The sequence below is a fragment of the Streptomyces sp. NPDC091279 genome (assembly GCF_044757465.1).
Classification (GTDB): Bacteria; Actinomycetota; Actinomycetes; order Streptomycetales; family Streptomycetaceae; genus Streptomyces.
This window is the reverse complement of record NZ_JBIVVA010000008.1, coordinates 46,958-62,818: the sequence shown is the minus strand read 5'-3', so window position 1 is coordinate 62,818 and position 15,861 is coordinate 46,958. Positions and strand designations below refer to the sequence as shown.

General features: G+C 69.5%; 20 protein-coding genes. 7 read left to right on the top strand and 13 right to left on the bottom strand.

Translation table 11 applies throughout. The annotated features are described in order from the left end of the window. Positions 1 to 177 precede the first annotated feature (177 nt). Positions 178 to 2,094: an AMP-dependent synthetase/ligase gene (locus ACIQOU_RS20860; protein ID WP_401538289.1), complete on the top strand. Its 1,917-nt coding sequence runs from the start codon at positions 178 to 180 to the stop codon at positions 2,092 to 2,094. Between the two features lie 249 nt (positions 2,095 to 2,343). Here ACIQOU_RS20860 and ACIQOU_RS20855 read toward each other — a convergent pair whose 3' ends face one another. From ACIQOU_RS20855 to ACIQOU_RS20825, 7 genes are all read right to left on the bottom strand, one after another. Then, positions 2,344 to 2,559 carry a DUF397 domain-containing protein gene (locus ACIQOU_RS20855; RefSeq protein ID WP_401538288.1) on the bottom strand — a complete coding sequence of 72 codons (216 nt, stop codon included), beginning with the start codon at positions 2,557 to 2,559 and terminating at the stop codon, positions 2,344 to 2,346. A gap of 40 nt (positions 2,560 to 2,599) precedes the next feature. Continuing rightward, positions 2,600 to 2,800 (bottom strand): DUF397 domain-containing protein, encoded by a 201-nt coding sequence (locus ACIQOU_RS20850; protein WP_401538287.1) that lies wholly within the window; start codon positions 2,798 to 2,800, stop codon positions 2,600 to 2,602. After that, positions 2,787 to 2,948 (bottom strand): Scr1 family TA system antitoxin-like transcriptional regulator, encoded by a 162-nt coding sequence (locus tag ACIQOU_RS20845; protein WP_401538591.1) that lies wholly within the window; start codon positions 2,946 to 2,948, stop codon positions 2,787 to 2,789. Before ACIQOU_RS20845 ends, ACIQOU_RS20850 begins: the two co-directional genes overlap by 14 nt. A gap of 36 nt (positions 2,949 to 2,984) precedes the next feature. Continuing rightward, the gene (locus ACIQOU_RS20840; RefSeq protein ID WP_401538286.1) at positions 2,985 to 3,200 is read right to left on the bottom strand and encodes a DUF397 domain-containing protein; all 216 of its coding nucleotides are present in this window, start codon (positions 3,198 to 3,200) and stop codon (positions 2,985 to 2,987) included. A gap of 301 nt (positions 3,201 to 3,501) precedes the next feature. Then, positions 3,502 to 3,717: a DUF397 domain-containing protein gene (locus tag ACIQOU_RS20835; RefSeq protein ID WP_401538285.1), complete on the bottom strand. Its 216-nt coding sequence runs from the start codon at positions 3,715 to 3,717 to the stop codon at positions 3,502 to 3,504. A 40-nt stretch (positions 3,718 to 3,757) separates the two neighbouring features. Next, the gene (locus tag ACIQOU_RS20830; protein WP_401538284.1) at positions 3,758 to 3,955 is read right to left on the bottom strand and encodes a DUF397 domain-containing protein; all 198 of its coding nucleotides are present in this window, start codon (positions 3,953 to 3,955) and stop codon (positions 3,758 to 3,760) included. Then, on the bottom strand, positions 3,945 to 4,808 hold the full coding sequence (locus tag ACIQOU_RS20825) for a helix-turn-helix domain-containing protein (protein WP_401538283.1): 864 nt from the start codon (positions 4,806 to 4,808) through the stop codon (positions 3,945 to 3,947). Before ACIQOU_RS20825 ends, ACIQOU_RS20830 begins: the two co-directional genes overlap by 11 nt. A gap of 449 nt (positions 4,809 to 5,257) precedes the next feature. On the opposite strand from ACIQOU_RS20825, the gene ACIQOU_RS20820 reads away from it, so the two are divergent. The 4 genes from ACIQOU_RS20820 (at position 5,258) to ACIQOU_RS20805 (ending at position 7,200) form a co-directional block, all read left to right on the top strand. Continuing rightward, complete coding sequence (locus tag ACIQOU_RS20820; RefSeq protein ID WP_401538282.1) at positions 5,258 to 5,599, top strand: hypothetical protein; 342 nt, start codon at positions 5,258 to 5,260, stop codon at positions 5,597 to 5,599. A gap of 436 nt (positions 5,600 to 6,035) precedes the next feature. Continuing rightward, positions 6,036 to 6,242, top strand: coding sequence for a hypothetical protein (locus tag ACIQOU_RS20815; RefSeq protein WP_401538281.1), 207 nt, complete (start codon positions 6,036 to 6,038; stop codon positions 6,240 to 6,242). After that, positions 6,239 to 6,742 (top strand): hypothetical protein, encoded by a 504-nt coding sequence (locus tag ACIQOU_RS20810; RefSeq protein WP_401538280.1) that lies wholly within the window; start codon positions 6,239 to 6,241, stop codon positions 6,740 to 6,742. Before ACIQOU_RS20815 ends, ACIQOU_RS20810 begins: the two co-directional genes overlap by 4 nt. Then, entirely contained in the window at positions 6,739 to 7,200 is a 462-nt protein-coding gene (locus ACIQOU_RS20805; RefSeq protein WP_401538279.1) for a hypothetical protein, read from the top strand. The genes ACIQOU_RS20810 and ACIQOU_RS20805 overlap by 4 nt, the downstream gene beginning before the upstream one ends. Positions 7,201 to 7,221: 21 nt before the next feature. On the opposite strand, the gene ACIQOU_RS20800 is transcribed toward ACIQOU_RS20805, so the two are convergent. Next, positions 7,222 to 8,538, bottom strand: a complete 1,317-nt coding sequence (locus ACIQOU_RS20800) for a PucR family transcriptional regulator (protein WP_401538278.1) — start codon at positions 8,536 to 8,538, stop codon at positions 7,222 to 7,224. A 100-nt stretch (positions 8,539 to 8,638) separates the two neighbouring features. On the opposite strand from ACIQOU_RS20800, the gene ACIQOU_RS20795 reads away from it, so the two are divergent. Both ACIQOU_RS20795 and ACIQOU_RS20790 read left to right on the top strand, forming a co-directional pair. After that, positions 8,639 to 9,088 (top strand): nucleoside deaminase, encoded by a 450-nt coding sequence (locus tag ACIQOU_RS20795; RefSeq protein WP_401538277.1) that lies wholly within the window; start codon positions 8,639 to 8,641, stop codon positions 9,086 to 9,088. Next, on the top strand, positions 9,081 to 10,046 hold the full coding sequence (locus tag ACIQOU_RS20790) for an isopenicillin N synthase family dioxygenase (protein ID WP_401538276.1): 966 nt from the start codon (positions 9,081 to 9,083) through the stop codon (positions 10,044 to 10,046). Before ACIQOU_RS20795 ends, ACIQOU_RS20790 begins: the two co-directional genes overlap by 8 nt. 217 nt (positions 10,047 to 10,263) lie before the next feature. Here ACIQOU_RS20790 and ccsB read toward each other — a convergent pair whose 3' ends face one another. The 5 genes from ccsB to ACIQOU_RS20765 form a co-directional block, all read right to left on the bottom strand. Continuing rightward, entirely contained in the window at positions 10,264 to 11,346 is a 1,083-nt protein-coding gene (ccsB, locus tag ACIQOU_RS20785) for a c-type cytochrome biogenesis protein CcsB (protein ID WP_401538275.1), read from the bottom strand. Then, positions 11,343 to 13,085: a cytochrome c biogenesis protein ResB gene (locus ACIQOU_RS20780; protein WP_401538274.1), complete on the bottom strand. Its 1,743-nt coding sequence runs from the start codon at positions 13,083 to 13,085 to the stop codon at positions 11,343 to 11,345. The genes ccsB and ACIQOU_RS20780 overlap by 4 nt, the downstream gene beginning before the upstream one ends. Before the next feature lie 3 nt (positions 13,086 to 13,088). Further along, complete coding sequence (locus tag ACIQOU_RS20775) at positions 13,089 to 13,862, bottom strand: cytochrome c biogenesis CcdA family protein (RefSeq protein WP_401538273.1); 774 nt, start codon at positions 13,860 to 13,862, stop codon at positions 13,089 to 13,091. Position 13,863: 1 nt separating this feature from the next. After that, the gene (locus ACIQOU_RS20770) at positions 13,864 to 14,481 is read right to left on the bottom strand and encodes a TlpA family protein disulfide reductase (RefSeq protein ID WP_401538272.1); all 618 of its coding nucleotides are present in this window, start codon (positions 14,479 to 14,481) and stop codon (positions 13,864 to 13,866) included. A gap of 66 nt (positions 14,482 to 14,547) precedes the next feature. Further along, positions 14,548 to 15,816 (bottom strand): hypothetical protein, encoded by a 1,269-nt coding sequence (locus tag ACIQOU_RS20765; RefSeq protein WP_401538271.1) that lies wholly within the window; start codon positions 15,814 to 15,816, stop codon positions 14,548 to 14,550. Positions 15,817 to 15,861 lie beyond the last annotated feature (45 nt).

Sequence of the window (15,861 nt, the reverse complement as noted above, 5' to 3'; positions counted from 1 at the left end):
AGGCCCGGCTCCGGACCATTCCCGAACCCCCACTAACTCCCCATGCCGGCCCCGTACGATCGCGGTCCCAACCGGCGGTAACCCGCCCACCGCGCACCGCCGGTGAACGTCTCGGTACGAACCGCACGTACCACAGCGGCAGAGCGGAACCGAGCCGCACGCCCCTGGAGTCGCCCGATGTCCGTGTCCTATCCCGCCGCCTACGACTACGACGGCGTGCCGCAGCTGGTGGAACCGGAGATCCGGCGGCTGGACGGGGAGGTGCGGGAGGTGTCCGTGCCGGCGCTGATGCCGCCGCGCACCCATGGTTCGCTCGCCGACCTGCCGTTCGAGAACGCGGCGGAGGTGCCGGAGGCCCGGCTGCTCAGCCGCCGTACGGAGAACGGGGGTTGGGCCGATGTGACGGCGGCGGAGTTCGCGCGGCAGGTGCTCGACCTGGCGAAGGGGCTGATCGCCGAGGGGCTGGTGCCCGGCGACCGGATCGCCGTCATGGCGCGGACCATCTACGAGTGGACGCTGCTGGACTTCGCCGCGTGGGCGGCCGGACTCGTCACCGTCCCCGTGTACCCGACCTCGTCGGTCTTCCAGACCCGGTGGATACTCCAGGACTCCGGCGCGGTGGCGCTGGTGACGGAGACGGCCGCGCAGGCGGCGGCGCTCGGCCCCGAGCTGAACCGTCTGCCCGACCTGCGCCATCTGTGGGTCGTCGAGAAGGACCACCTGGACCGGGTCGCCGAGGCCGGGCAGGACCTGCCCGACCAGGAGGTTGACGTGCGGCGCGGCATGCTGGTGCCGGACACGCTCGCCACCCTCGTCTACACCTCGGGTACCACGGGTCGCCCCAAGGGATGCGTCCTCACCCACGGCAACTTCCTCACCGAGGTCGAGAACGCCGTCGAACTCCTCTACCCCGTCTTCAAGTCGAAGACCTCGGAGGAGGCGGCGACGCTGCTCTTCCTGCCCATGTCGCACGTGTTCGGCCGGATGGTGGCCGTGGCCTGCGTCCGGGCCCGGGTCCGGCTGGCCCACGCGCCGAGCCTGGCCGCCGACAACCTGCTGGCCGACCTGGCCAGTTTCAAGCCGACGTTCCTGCTGGCCATCCCCTACATGCTGGAGAAGGTCTACAACAACGCCCGCGCCAAGGCGGAGAGCGGCGGCCGGGTCACGTCGTTCGACCGGGCGGCGGCGGTGGCCCGGCGGTACGGCGAGGCGATGGACGCCAAGCACGCGGGCACCGGGTCCGGGCCGAACTCCGCGCTGAAAGCGGCCCGTACCTTCTACGACCCGCTGGTCTACCGCCGTATCCGCAACGCCCTGGGCGGCCGGATTCGCCAACTCGTCTGCGGGGGCTCGCCGTTGGGCCGTCCGCTCGCCGCCTTCTACGCGGGGGCCGGTCTGGAGATCTACGAGGGCTACGGGCTGACCGAGTCGACGGGCGCGGCGACCTGTACGCCGCCGCTCAAACCCCGGCTGGGTACGGTGGGTTGGCCGTTGCCCGGCAGCAAGGTGCGGATCGCGGCCGACGGCGAGATCCTGCTCTCCGGCGGGCAGGTGTTCCGGGGCTACTGGGACCCGCACGCGGGCGGGGTGGTGCCGGCGTCGCTGGACGAGTGGTTCCCGACGGGCGACATCGGGCAGTTCGACGACGAGGGGTATCTGACCATCACCGGCCGCAAGAAGGAGATCCTGATCACCGCCGGTGGTAAGAACGTGGCCCCCGCGCCGTTGGAGAACTGGCTGCGCCAGCACCCGCTGATCTCCCAGTGCATCGTCGTCGGCGACCGCCGCCCCTACGTCGCCGCGCTGATCACCCTCGACTCGGAGGGCCTCACGCACTGGCGCCGGATGAACGGCAAGCACCCGGTGCCCGCCGAACTCCTCCTGGACGACGAGGAGTTGAACCACGTCATCCAGCGCGCGATCGACGACGCCAACAAACTCGTCTCCCGCCCCGAGTCCATCCGCCGCTTCACGATCCTCCCCCGCGACTTCCGCGAGGCCGACGGCCATCTGACCCCGTCGATGAAACTCCGCAGGGACGTCGTCATGAAGGACTTCGCGGCGGAGGTGGAGGGGCTGTACGAGGAACGGTGAGGTGGCCCGTAGCACCTGTACACCCCCTAGGCCCCTTGGATCACCGCCACCAGGGCCGGGGACACGTGGATCACGCCGGTACGAAACGCCTTCCGCGTTGAACGGCGGGGAGTTGGCCCTCGAACCACGTCACGGTTGCCATGCCGCCCGGCAACGGGTCCGGCGCGCCGCCGCCCCTGAAGCCCTCCGGCGGGGAGACGCGAGGAACCCCCGCCGGGATGATCCCGACGGGGGTTCTCACGCGGTGCGTCAGACGAGGTCGCCGCGCTTCACCGCGTTGACGAAGTCGCCCCACGTGGTGTCACCGAAGACGACAGCAGGACCGGTGAGCGCCTTGCTGTCACGGACGGGGAGGGCGCCGGGGAGGGCGGTGAGTGCGGCCTCGACGCAGTTGTTGTTGCCGCCGCTGAACGACGACTTCGTCCAAGTGAAGCCGGTGGCAGACGCGTTCGGAATCTTGGTCATTGGATGCTGCCCTTCAGTCGCTTGACCGGGTGCCCAAGTGCTAGAGGTCTCCGCGCTTCACCGCACCGACGAAGTCGCCCCAACCGCCGTTTGAGACACCGAGCGTCCCGACCTGAACATCCTTGGAGTCACGGACGACGCGTCCCCCGTCAGACTCCGCGGCGACCTCAACACAGTCGCCTTGGCCGTTGCTGTAGCTGCTCTTGACGAAGATCAGCGGCTGATTATTACCCACGGTCATAACCCCTTGCGGTTTCTCGGAGCCAGGAGACGGATTTCTCCGGCTGTACGGATGCCGCCACGAGGCGCCGAAAGACCTCCTCGTGACGTGCAATCTCGTCGGCCTTGTCCAGGTACGTGGCAGACGTCGTTGCCTCGGCGTAGACGATGCTGCCCTTTAGTCGCTCGACCGGGTGCCCAAGTACTTAAAGGTCGCCACACTTTACCGAGTTGACGAAGAGACCCCAAGTGGTGCCGCCGAAGACGACAGCCGGGCCAGCGGGGGCCTTGCTGTCGCGGACGGGAACGCCTGCGCGGAAGCCGTCCAGCACCTCGATGCAACTGCCCCCCTGCGGCCCGCTGTACGACGAAGTGCGCCACCCGCTCAGCACGGACGAATCGGTTATGGTCTGCTCAGTCATGCCCTGTATCCCTTCGCTGTCGCCCGCAGTAGACCTAGGGAATCGTGAAGCGGTTGAGCTTCACTCAGTGCAAGATCGTAGGCCCCCTGGATCTCCGCCACCATGGCCGGGGACACGTGGATCACACCGGTACGAAACGCCTTCCGCGTTGAACGGCGGGGAGTTGGCCCTCGAACCACGTCACGGTTGCCATGCCGCCCGGCAACGGGTCCGGCGCGCCGCCATCACTGGAGCCCGGCGTCGAGGGAGACGCGAGGAACCCCCGCCGGATTGATCCCGACGGGGGTTCTCACGCGGTGCGTCAGACGAGGTCGCCGCGCTTCACCGCGTTGACGAAGTCGCCCCACGTGGTGTCGCCGAAGACGACGGCGGGACCGGTGGGCGCCTTGCTGTCGCGGACGGGGAGGGCGCCGGGGGCGGCGGTGAGAGCCGCCTCGACGCAGTTACTTTGGCCGCCACTGAAGCTTGACTTCTTCCATGCGAAGCCGGTGGCAGACGCGTTCGGAATCTTGGTCATTGGATGCTGCCCTTCAGTCGCTTGACCGGGTGTCCAAGTGCTAGAGGTCTCCGCGCTTCACCGCGCCGACGAAGTCGCCCCAACCGCCGCTTGAGAAGGCGAGTATCCCGCCCTGAACATCCTTGGAGTCTCGGACGGCGCGGCCCCCATCGGGCTTGTCGGCAACCTCGATGCACTCACCTGAACCGTTGCTGTAACTACTCTTCACGAAGAGCAGCTTGTCGTCGTTAGCCTGCATGGCCGCGTTCCTCTGCGATGGATCTGATCATGTCGATGGACTTCTCTGGCCGCTCCGAAGCAGCCACGAGACGTTGAAAGATCTCTTTGTGGCGGTGCAGGTCCGATTCCTTGTCCAGGTACGTGGCACTGGTGGGCGCCTCCGAGTACACGATGGAGCCGGGAACGTCCTCGAAGGACAGGATAAGGAAGCTGTATCCCATCGACTGGTGCGCCCCAGCGTCGAAGGGGAGTATCTGGACAGTGACGTTCGGACACGTCTCAGCCCGATCGGCCAACGCCCGTAGCTGCTCTTGCATGACAGCCGTGGAACCAACCACACGTCGCACCACTGATTCATTGAGTACGGCCCACAGCATCGGCGCCTTGTCGGACGTCAGGATCTCCTGGCGCTGGATTCGTGCACTTGCACGGGCCTCGATCTCGTCGCTTGAGAGTTCGGGGTTCATAGCCTTGATCACTGCACGTGCGTAGCCCTCGGTTTGCAGTAGGCCCGGAACCAACTCGGTCTGCACCGCGTAGATGGCCGCCGCATCCGACTCGAAGCCTAGGTACGGCTTGAACCACTCAGGCAGAGCATCACCGAAGGAGTGCCACCAGCCGTTCTGCCGACTCCGGCGTACCAGATCAACGAACTGCCGGACATCTTCAGAAGTTTCAACGCCGTACGTCTTGAGTAGGAGCTTTGCGTCCTTGTCGGACAGCGGAGATTTCCCTGACTCGATGCGGCTGACCTTGGACTCGGACCAACCGAGCGACTCGGCTACCTGAAGTGCGGTCAGCTTCCGAGAATGGCGCATCTTGCGTAGCTCACCACCGAGCCGCCGCCTCAGCACGGTTGGACTGTCCGCCAACGTGACCTCCCTGGTTGCGCGTACGTGCTCACAGTCTGCCACCCCCTCGTGACACGGGACAGCCTTCACCCTTTCGTGCACCTGCTTCCGTCATGCACTTGCATGAGCTGTCACCGGAGAGGATGCTACTAGCGGAGGGTGGTGATGTCGTCACTGCCTTTTCCAACTGCTGTTCACATTGCAACCGTTGGGCAGCGACAGTCGCTGCGGCCTGGGCAAAGGAGAAGCAGATGGCGGGAACGCGAGCGAAGAGGCGAACGGCTCCTGGACGCAACGTAGCCGAGTTTGAGTACACGGCGCCCCCCGGCAGGCGCGGGAGCACCCTCCCCTCCCCCGAGCAGACGACGGCTGGGAAACCGGTACACCTCACCGAGCCGTTCACTGACGAACCACGTGCGGTCCCCGGCTGTGACGTGTGCGGGGCGTTGTTGAGGCAATGGCGTCAGGCGATGGAGGTGGGCAGCCCCACCCACAACCCGTCGCGTGCCGTGGACATGGCCGTCGAACTCCGCCGACACCCGCACCCGCACCCGCACCCGCAGGGCGAGGCGAGCAGCGCCGACGTGAACCCGAACCCGGCCAAGTGCGGCGCCAGGAAGGCCTTCCCGACCGACCCGGAGGAGTTGACGCGGGCGCGGCTGGCCCCGGAGTGGGCCGGCGTCACCGTGTTCTGCGACGAACCCCCGCACAACGCCGATGACTTGGGCGCCCTGCACCGGGGAAGGGCCGTCGTCGAAGGCCGGGACAGCGTCGTCGTCTACTGGCGCGTTCACGACTCCCGCACGCCCTGAGCCAACCCCCTGAACCCGCGACCCGGGCGCCCGCGCGTCCGGCTCGCGGAGGGCGCGGCGGGGGTGGTCCGGGTTGAGGTTCGAGTGAGGTCGGCCGACTCCCCGCACCCCCGCCGCTGTCCGAGACTCCGACCTGGGGGATTTCCCTTGGGGGCTTTCCCCTAGGGCCCTCCCCCTGGGGCCTTCCCCCTAGGGCCTTACCCCCCCCCGGGTCCTCCCCCTAGGGCTCTCCCCCTGGGGGCCTCTCCCCTAGGGGATTCCTCCCGTGGGGGCTTCCTCCCTTGGGGCTTCCCCTACGGGGACTTCCCCCCGGGTCTGCCTTCCTTCCGGGACGGCGAGGCTCGGCACCCTCATCCGAGATCAACAACTCCTCTCCCGCCAGCCCGAGTTGAGGCGTGCGCGCGAAAAGGAACAGAACAGAAGGGAGCACCGGCTGATGAACGCCCGTGAGAGTGACTTACCCGCCCCCGAGCCGGGCAGCCTCGTCGACCCACCCGACGGTGAACGCACCCCCACCGACGACCCTTGGTACGAGGCCTACGGCGGCACCCTCGACCCGGAGTCCGGGGTGATCTCCTTCCCCCCGAACTCGCTCCCCCCTTGCCCGTTCGACTGCCCGACCTGCGCGGACACAACGGCGTGACCAGAGCACCCGAGCCCTCCGGCTACCTTGCGGAGACCGGCGCCGAGTGGCTCATACCCGGCACCCGCGAGAGCGCACGGTGCCTGCTGGCAACGTTCCGGTCCATCTCCCCCAAACTGGCGCTGCGTTGGCTGAGCGGCGAGGCGTTACGCATCGCCGACCGGCTCGACCCCCAGCCCACCGGCACGCCGTGGGTGTCGCCGCTGATGCACGCCTTCCGCCTCGTGAAGCCCGGCTGCCCCACCGAACTCCGCGCCTGGGCCACCGACCACGCCGAACTGCGTGCCGCCCGCGCCCACATCAAGAACGGCCACCCCCTCTTCGCCAGGTTCCCGGACACGGACTGCACCTACACCCTGACCATCCGGCCGATCGCCTTCCCCACCAACTGGCCCGCGCAGCAAGGCCGTTCGGCCCCCACCCCGGTCCGGTATCGGATCGGCGGACTCGCCCACCCCCTCTACGTACTCGCAGCGGAAGACTCCTGGACGCAACCGTGACAACCAACCCCCACAGCAAGCCTGCCCGGCCCACCACCCCCGCTGAGAAAGCCGCCGCCCGCGACATCGCCCGCGCCGACAGCGAGACCATCATCCGCCGCTACCAGGCCCGCGAACCCGTCTCCCGCATCGCCGCCGACTACGGCGTCACCCCCAACTGGCTCGGGCAACAGCTCATCGACTGGGGAGTCCCCCGCCGCCACCGGCACGAGGCCCACGCCCTGCGCCGACCCGCCGGGCACGTCTTCCGAGGCCGCACCCGACGCCGTTCCACCGCCGAAGTCCGCGCCGCCCAGGCCCAGTTCACCGCCGACCGCGCCGACGTCACCGCCCGCTACCTCGCCGGAACCTCCATCACCACCCTCGCCCGCGAATACCAGGTCAACCCCGTCTGGGTCACCGAACGCCTCGACGACTGGAACGTCCCCCGCCGCAAGCGCCCCACCCCACCCCTGTAAGGGACTTGGCAAGGGACCCGCTCAAGCCACCGTCCGCAGCCCCGGTAGCGCCGTCGCCCCGGCCGTCCCCCGCACCACCCGGTGCGCGCAGGTCGCCGTCAGCAACTCGCCCAGCAGGTCGGGGTCGTCGACGTCGAGGCCGAGCAACGACTCGATGCGTTCGAGGCGTTGGTAGAGGGACTGGCGGCCGATGTGCAGCAGGGCCGCGGTGCGGGTCGGCGAGCAGCCGTGCCGCAGATGCACCTCCAGGGTGCGCACGAGGTCGCTGGGGTGGGCCGCCTCCCAGGCGAGCAGCGGGCCCAGGGTGTGCTGGACGAGCCGGGCCAGCCGGTCGCGGTTGGCGTCGATGCCGCCCCGGGTCAGCTCCCGTTCCAGCGCGAGGGCGCGCGCGGAGGTGACCGACGGGCCCTCGGGGACGCCGGGTTCGGCACCGGGCACGGTCAACGCCAGTTCCAGGGTGGTCCGCGCGGCCCGCAGGGTGTCGCTCCAGCGCAGCCAGCCCCCGCCCGCGTCGACCGGGTGTCCGACGGCGACGGTGGTGCCGGGCTCGGCGACGGTCCGGAAGGCGTCCTGCACGGCCCGTACGGGATCGCCGCCCCGCCCCCTTACGGGTTGCCCCGGCAGGGCGAGCAGCGCCAGGACGTCCCCGGGGAACGCGGCCCGCAGGACCCCTGCCCCGCCGAGCAGCCGGGCCGCCCGGTCCACGGTGCCGGGCTCCCGGGTGCTGCCGTGCAGGGAGACGCCGATCAGGCGGGCGTCCGGGGCGGGGTGGAACCCGGCCAGGGCGGACCTCGCCTCCACCTCGGGCTGGTTGAGGGCGGCCCGGTCGGCGAGGTCGGCGAGGAGCGCGGCGGGATGGTCGTCGCCCCACGCCCTGACCACCGTCCGGCCGGACAGGCCGCGGGCGACGATCGCGCGGTTGGCGGCCTCGGTGATCCGCACGAACGGCACCATCCGGCGCAGGGCGATCAACGGCAGCCCGAGCCGCCGCGCCTCGTCGGTCACCTCGGCCGGCATCACCGGCAGCGCGCGGCCCACCTCGACAGCGAGACCTGCCGCGCCCCGGGCCGCCAACTCCCGTACGTAGCGCCGCCGTACCTCGTCGTCGGCGTCGGTGAGACCGAAGCCGTTGGTGAGCAGGAGTTCGCCGCCGTCGAGGAAGTTCGTGGCCTCATATACCTCGCTGATGGGGGTACCCCCTCTTCGAGCGAAGTCGAGAAGTTGGGGGAGCACCCAACGGACGGGCATGTCGAGGGCAGTTTCACCGGCGAGGAGGGCGGGGTCTGCGGCCCTGACGGGGTCCAGGTCGAGAACCTCACGGAGGGTGAGTGCGGGCACGGGAACCTCCAGGGCGTGGACAGTTCGTCCGGCGGCGGGTTGCCGGGAGAGTACTTTCCGCACGTTGCCCCGGTGTTTCGGCCGCAGGAGAGTGAACGACATGGATCAGGCACAGGCACACGCGTGGCTCGCCACCGCCCTGGGGGAGGCCCGTAAGGGGCTCGCGGAGGGCGGCATCCCGATCGGCGCCGCGCTCTACGGGGCGGACGGCACCCTGCTCGGGAGCGGCCACAACAGGCGCGTCCAGGACGACGACCCCGCCCTGCACGCGGAGACGGCGGCGTTCCGGGCGGCGGGGCGGCAGCGCTCGTACCGGGGGACGACGATGGTGACGACGCTGTCCCCCTGCTGGTACTGCTCGGGTCTGGTGCGGCAGTTCGGGATCTCGCGGGTGGTGATCGGCGAGGCGGCCACCTTCCACGGCGGCCACGACTGGCTCGCCGAGCACGGCGTCGAGATCGTGCTCCTGGACGACCCCGCGTGCGTGACCCTGATGCAGACCTTCATCCAGGACAACCCGGCACTGTGGAACGAGGACATCGGTGAGTGACCCGCGCATCCCCACGATCGACCTGCGGCCCTGGCGGGACGGCGACGAGGCCGCCCGGCGTGCCATCGCCAGGACCGTCGACGACGCCCTCCAGAGCGCCGGGTTCCTGCTGGTCACCGGGCACGGGGTGGACCCGTCGCTGCGGGCCCGCATCCGGGCGGCGGCGCGCGCCTTCTTCGCACTGCCCACCGAGGTCAAGCAGCCCTACGCGGCGCGGGTCGGCGGCCGGGGCTGGCTCGGCCCCGGCGCGGAGGCCAACGGCTCGGCCGACGGCGCCGCGACCCCGCCCGACCTCAAGGAGTCGCTGACGTTCGCGACCCATGAGCCGTTCGAGGACCCGGTCGTCGACGCGGAGTGGCGGGCGCCGAACGTCTGGCCGGCCGAGGTGCCGGAGCTGCGCGCGCTGTGCGAGGAGTACCTCGCGCGGATGGCCGAGCTGGAACGGCTGCTGCTCTCGCTGCTCGGCGCCGCCCTGGGGGTCGCCCCCGACTTCTTCTCCCGGCACATGGACCACCCGACGTACGGGTTCAACATCAACTGGTACCCCGGCACCGAGGTGGTCGGCGCCCCCGAGCCCGGCCAGTTCCGGATCGGCCCGCACACCGACTTCGGCACGGTGACGATCCTGGACCGGCAGGCCGGCAAGGGTGGCCTCCAGGTCTTCACGGACGCCGGCGGCTGGGAGGACGCCCCCTACGACCCGGAGGCCTTCACCATCAACGTCGGCGACCTGCTCTCCCGCTGGACCGGCGACCGCTGGCGCTCGGGCCGCCACCGCGTCCTCCCGCCGCCCCCGGACACCCCCACCGAGGAACTGATGTCCCTGGTCTACTTCGGCGAATGCACCCCAGGCACCAGAGTCGAATCCCTCCCAGCCCCGGTAGGCCGAGTAGCCCACCCCCCGGTCGACTCCCACACCTACCTACGAGCCAAACTCAACGCAATCACAGTGAAGTAACCACCAACAGCCGAACAACGCCGCTAAGGGGCCGCGCCCAGCAGACCCAAGCTTCCAACCAACGGCCGGACAAGGCCGATAAGGGGCGCGGGGAACTGCGCGACCAGCCACGACGGCGCCGCACAGGCCCACGGCCGTGTTTTAAGGGGCGCGGGGAACTGCGCGACCAGCCCCCACCGGCCCGCACCCAATTAGCTACCCCAACGCCCCCGAAGGGTCAGACCCCGGCGTACGAGTGCTTGCCGGTGACGAAGATGTTGACGCCGTAGTAGTTGAACAGCCAGCACCCGAAGGCGATCAACGCAAGGTAGGCGGCCTTCCGCCCCTTCCACCCGGCGGTGGCCCGCGCATGCAGATAGCAGGCGTATCCGACCCACGTGATGAACGCCCACGTCTCCTTCGGGTCCCACCCCCAGTACCGCCCCCACGCGTCCCCCGCCCAGATCGACCCCGCGATGATCGTGAACGTCCACAGCGGAAACGCCCCGGCGTTGATCCGGTACGCGAACTTGTCGAGCGACGCCGACGACGGCAGCCGTTCCATCACGGACGTGGCGAACGTACCCGGCTGCCCACCGTCGGCGAGCTTGCTCTCGTAGGCGTCCTTGAAGAGATACAGCCCCGTGGCGACCGCGCCGACGTAGAAGACCGCACCGCACAGGATCGCCGTCGAGACGTGGATGTACAGCCAGTACGAGTGCAGCGCCGGCACCAGCTGGTCGCTCGCGGTGTACAGGACGGTGACCGCGAGGCCGAGGTCGAGCAGGACCGTGGTGATGAGGAAGAGCCCGAGCCAGCGGACGTTCTTGCGCAGCGCCAGCAGCGTCAGATACACGCCGACGGCGACGGTCGAGAAGGTGATGTTGAACTCGTACATGTTGCCCCACGGCGCCCGCTGCACCGACAGGGCCCGGGTGAGGACACCCGCGAACTCGACGAGGAACGCGAGCACCGTCAGCGAGATCGCGATGCGCCCGTAGAGGTCGCCCTGCTCGTCACCGCCGGCCGCGCCGGGACCGTCGGGCACGTCACGCGTGCCGGCCGCGGCCCGCACGACGACCTGCGGCCGCTCCAGGACGGCGGTGCCGCCCGCCTGCTGGACGGTGACGGCGGGGCCGTTCGCCTGCTTCGTCTTCGCCTCGGTGAGCGCGGCGGCCGTGCGGCCGACCTTGCTGCGGCTGCCGAAGAGCCATTCGGCGATGTACGCGAGGAAGGCCAGGGTGTAGACGGCCATCGCGGAGTAGATCAGCGTGTTGCTGAGGCTCGCTAGGTGTTCGTTGGTGGCGGCGGCGAGAATCACTGCTGCTCAGCCCCTTCGGCAGGTACGACTGGGGAGTCGGGGGATTCAGACGGTACGGAGGAGTCCGCGGCGGCGTCGGGTGCGCCCGGCGTCCGGTCGAAGAGGGTCCCGGCGAGTTCGCCGAGTTCCTCGGGCACCTTGGCGGACTCGCTGCGGCCGAGCCCGGCCATCTCGACGACGGTGACCCCGCCGGGGCCCGGCGTGGCACGCACCCAGACCCGGCGCCGTTGGATGAACAGGGACGCGGCGAGGCCGAAGACGGCGGCGGTGGCACCACCGAGCGCCCAGCCGCTGCCGGGCTGCTGGGTGACCTGGAAGTTCGCCCACTCCTTGGTGCCGTCGTAGGTGATCGAACCAGCGCCGCTCGGGAGTTTCATGGTCTCGCCGGGCTTCAGGTTGACGCGCAGATCCTGGCCCTTGGAGTCCTTGTAGGCCTTCATGTTGGTCTTGTCGAGCTGGTACACGCTCTGCGGGATGCCCGCGTCGACCCCCAGGTCACCGTGGTAGGCGACGAGGTTGAGGATCGGGTTGGTCAGCGCGGGGAACTGCGAGACGACCGCCGCGTTCTTGCCGCCGTAGGAGGGCAGGAAGAACGCCTGGAAGCCGAGCTGTTCCTTGACGCCCTTGGCGTTGCGGTAGCCGTCCATGACCTTGATGGCACCGGAGGAGGTGACGTTGGAGTCGAGCGGCAGCAGCGGCACGGCGTCGGTGTAGACGACCTTGCCCTTGCCGTCGCGGACGGTGACGACGGGCGCGTAGCCGTGGGCGGTGAGGTAGACCTTCGAGTCGCCGATCTCCAGCGGCTCGTTGACCTTGATGAGGTCCTTCTTGTCCTTGCCGTAGGCACCGACGCTGTAGGTGACGGCGGCCTGGTAGGTGCGCGGGGTACCGCGGTTGGGCCCGTCCGTCTCGTAGGTGCCGGTGAACTTCTTCAGGACGAAGCTGAACGGGTCCAGGTCGTCCGGGGTGAAGAGGTTGCCGGACTTGAAGTCGTCGTAGGAGATGAGGGTGTTGGAGAAGCCGTCGCCCTCGACGATCAGTTTGTTGCCCTCGGAGCGGAAGAGCTGGCCCCACGCGAAGGCGACGAGCATGACGATGAGGGCGATGTGGAAGGCGAGGTTGCCGACCTCACGGAGGTAGCCCTTCTCGGCGGCGACGGCGTCCCCGGCGAGGTCCGCGCGGAAGCGGCGCTTCTTCAGCAGGGCGAGGGCGGCCTCCCGGACCTCCTCGGGGGCGGCGGCGGTCTGCCAGGTGGTGTAGGCGGGCAGCCGGTTCAGCCGCTTGGGGGCGCCCGGCGGCCGGCCCCGCAGCTGGCCGACGAACTGCCAGGTGCGCGGGACGATGCAGCCGATCAGGGACGCGAACAGCAGCAGGTAGATCGCGGAGAACCACACCGAGCTGTAGACGTGGAAGAGGCCGAGCCTGTCGTAGATCGGCGCGAGGAAGGTGTGCGCCGTGCGGAAGTCGGCGACCTTCGTCTCGTCGGTGCTGGTCTGCGGGATCAGCGAGCCGGGGATCGCGCCGAGCGACAGCAGCAGCAGGAGCAGCAGCGCGACCCGCATCGAGGTGAGCTGGCGCCAGAACCAGCGGGCCCAGCCGAGCACGCCGATCCCGACCGGTCCCGTGCCGTCCTCGGTGGGCGCGGTGGACAGCCGGGAGCGGGCCGCGCTGACATCCGTGTCCTCGGCCGGGGCGGGGGCCGGGCTCTCGTCGGGCCCGGTCTTCGACGTCGTCACCATGATTCAGATCCCCACCGAGAAGCCGTTGGACCAGGTCTGCATCTCCTGCACCAGGGAGTCCCAGGCGCCGGTGAGCAGCAGCAGGCCGGTCGCGATCATCATCGTGCCGCCGATCCGCATGACCCAGACGTAGTGTCGTTTGACCCAGCCGAAGGCGCCGAGGGCCTTGCGGAAGGCGACCGCCGCGAGCACGAAGGGCACGCCGAGGCCCGCGCAGTAGGCGACGGTGAGCAGGGCGCCCCGGCCGGCGCTTCCCTGGTCCTGGGAGAGGATCAGCACGGAGGAGAGGGTCGGGCCGATGCAGGGCGTCCACCCTATGCCGAACAGGGCGCCGAGCAGGGGCGCGCCGGCCAGCCCGGTCACCGGCCGCTTGTGCAGGCGGAATTCGCGCTGGGTCAGCCCGGGCAGCAGGCCCATGAAGAAGACGCCCATGACGATCATGAGGACGCCGAGCACCTTGGACAGGACGTCCTGGTACTCCTGGAGCGTGTCGCCGAAGTAGCCGAACAGGGCGCCGCTGGAGACGAAGACGGCGGTGAAGCCGAGGACGAAGAGGGAGGCACCGGCGACCATCCGGCCGCGCCTGGCCTCCGCGAGGTCGGTGCCGGTGACCCCGGTGACGTAGGAGAGGTAGCCGGGGACCAACGGCAGCACGCACGGGGAGAAGAAGGAGACGAGGCCGCCGAGCAGCGCGACGGGCAGGGCGACCAGGAGGGCGCCGTCGAGGACCGTCGGGTTGGGGTCGGAGAGGGCGGCGAGGGTGGTGAGCGCGCTCACGTCACTTCTCCGCGAGGACGGGGGCGAGCATGGCGCGCAACTTCTCCTCGCTGAGCGCCTGGAGGGTGCGCGCGGCGATCCTGCCGTCCCGGTCGATGATCAGCGTGGAGGGGATGGCCTGCGGGTTGAGGGTGCCCTTGGCGAAGCGGAGCATCAGCTTGCCGGTCGGGTCGTACAGGCTCGGGTAGCTGACGCCGAACTCCTTCTCGAACGCCTTGGCCGGTCCGGTGCTGGTGTCGCGGGTGTTGATGCCGACGAACTGGACGCCCTTGCTCTTGACGTCCTGGTAGACGGTCTCGAAGTTCTTGGCCTCGGCGCGGCAGGGCGGGCACCAGGAGCCCCAGATGTTCAGGACGACGACCTTGCCCTTGTAGTCGTCGACGTCCAGTCGACCGCCGTCGACGGTCTGCCCCGAGAGGTCGGGGGCGTCGGCGCGTTCCGCTTTCTTCACGGCGGCGATGCCGTTGGAGCCGGTGACGAAGTTGGTGTCGCCCGACCCGCCGGACGTGCCGCCGGAGCCGCACGCGGAGAGGGTCAGCGCGGCGGCCGCCGCCACGGCGCTGAGCAGGGTGGCACGGCTACGGCGCGAGCGCAGGGGGGCACGGCTTGCGGCACTCATGTGAAAAGTTTCGCATGCCCGTTCCCGGGATCTCGGGCGACCCCCTTGTGGGCGGAAACCCGCATTTCAGGCGGCCTGCCCCGAGGGTGTGGGGGTGGCCTGGTCCGCCGCGAGGAACGTCTTCCACCCGCCGACCGGCTGCTGGCCGACGTCGAGGGTGCGCAGCTTGGCGAGGACCTCGGGCTTCTGGACGTCCATCCAGTCGACGAACTGCTTGAAGGAGACGAGCCGCACGTCAGCGCCCTTCTCCCGCTCGGCCGCGATGTGCTTGAAGGCCTCCTCGACGGAGTCCATGTAGATCCCGCCGTTCCACTGCTCGAAGTGGTTGCCGATGAAGAACGGCGCCCGGTTGGTCTCGTAGGCCCGCTGGAACCCGGCGATGTAGGACTGCGCGGACTGCCTGCGCCAGCCCGGGTAGTTGTAGGCGGGCGCCTTGGTGGTGTTGACGGACTGGTTGGCGAGCATGTTGTAGTCCATCGACAGGACTTCGAAACTGTGTCCGGGGAAAGGTATCTGCTGAAGCGGCAGGTCCCAGATGCCGAGCTTCTTGGCGGGCCACTGCTGGCGCCCGCCGGGCGAGGAGGCGTCGTAGCGCCAGCCGAGGCTCTTGGCGGTGGGCAGCAGATTGTCCTGGCCGAGCAGGCAGGGGGTGCGACCGCCGACGAGTTCCTTCTCGTAGTCGAACGGCAGCGACGGCAGGTCGGTCCAGCCGGTGTGGGTGCGCCACTCCTTGACGAACGCCTTCGCCTGGTCGATCTCGCTGCGCCACTGCTGGGGCGTCCAGTTGCCGACGGTGCCGGTGCCGGCGCAGAAGTGGCCGTTGAAGTGGGTGCCTATCTCGTGCCCTTCGAGCCAGGCGCGCCGCACGTTGGCGAGGGTCGCCTTGACGTGCTCGTCGGTGAGGTAGCCGATGTCGGAGGCGCCCTGCGGATTGTTCGGCGGGTTGTAGAGCCGCTTCTTCGACTCGGGGAGCAGATAGAGACCCGAGAGGAAGAACGTCATGTGCGCGTCGTGCTGCTTGGCCAGGTCGAGGAAGCGCGGGAAGAGCCCGTTGCCGACCTCGCCCGCGCCGTCCCAGGAGAAGATCACGAACTGCGGCGGGGTCTGCCCCGGCTCCAGCGGCTCGGGCTTCGCGGGCTGTCGCGGCTGCTTGCCGGTGAACGACGTCGAGCCGTCGCCGATCGGGCGCGCGGTGACACCGGAGGGGCTCGGGCTGGAACCGGCCGCGTGGCTGGAACCGTCTGACGACGTGAGCCGACCGCAGGCGGCCAGACCTGCGGTGGCCGCGGCCCCCGCGCCGAGACCGAGCATTCCCCTGCGAGAGAGCGCGCGCATTGCATCCCCGATTCGTCATGTCCTGCCGATGGTCATCCAGTCAGA

Bases quoted from the DNA above. Each gene is read 5' to 3' on its own strand.
- ACIQOU_RS20765 (WP_401538271.1), bottom strand. From the start codon at position 15,816: ATGCGCGCGCTCTCTCGCAGGGGAATGCTCGGTCTCGGCGCGGGGGCC.
- ACIQOU_RS20795 (WP_401538277.1), top strand. From the start codon at position 8,639: ATGGATCAGGCACAGGCACACGCGTGGCTCGCCACCGCCCTGGGGGAG.
- ACIQOU_RS20860 (WP_401538289.1), top strand. From the start codon at position 178: ATGTCCGTGTCCTATCCCGCCGCCTACGACTACGACGGCGTGCCGCAG.
- ACIQOU_RS20850 (WP_401538287.1), bottom strand. From the start codon at position 2,800: ATGACCGTGGGTAATAATCAGCCGCTGATCTTCGTCAAGAGCAGCTAC.
- ACIQOU_RS20770 (WP_401538272.1), bottom strand. From the start codon at position 14,481: ATGAGTGCCGCAAGCCGTGCCCCCCTGCGCTCGCGCCGTAGCCGTGCC.
- ACIQOU_RS20815 (WP_401538281.1), top strand. From the start codon at position 6,036: ATGAACGCCCGTGAGAGTGACTTACCCGCCCCCGAGCCGGGCAGCCTC.
- ACIQOU_RS20855 (WP_401538288.1), bottom strand. From the start codon at position 2,559: ATGACCAAGATTCCGAACGCGTCTGCCACCGGCTTCACTTGGACGAAG.
- ACIQOU_RS20830 (WP_401538284.1), bottom strand. From the start codon at position 3,955: ATGCAGGCTAACGACGACAAGCTGCTCTTCGTGAAGAGTAGTTACAGC.
- ACIQOU_RS20820 (WP_401538282.1), top strand. From the start codon at position 5,258: ATGGAGGTGGGCAGCCCCACCCACAACCCGTCGCGTGCCGTGGACATG.
- ACIQOU_RS20835 (WP_401538285.1), bottom strand. From the start codon at position 3,717: ATGACCAAGATTCCGAACGCGTCTGCCACCGGCTTCGCATGGAAGAAG.
- ACIQOU_RS20780 (WP_401538274.1), bottom strand. From the start codon at position 13,085: ATGGTGACGACGTCGAAGACCGGGCCCGACGAGAGCCCGGCCCCCGCC.
- ACIQOU_RS20840 (WP_401538286.1), bottom strand. From the start codon at position 3,200: ATGACTGAGCAGACCATAACCGATTCGTCCGTGCTGAGCGGGTGGCGC.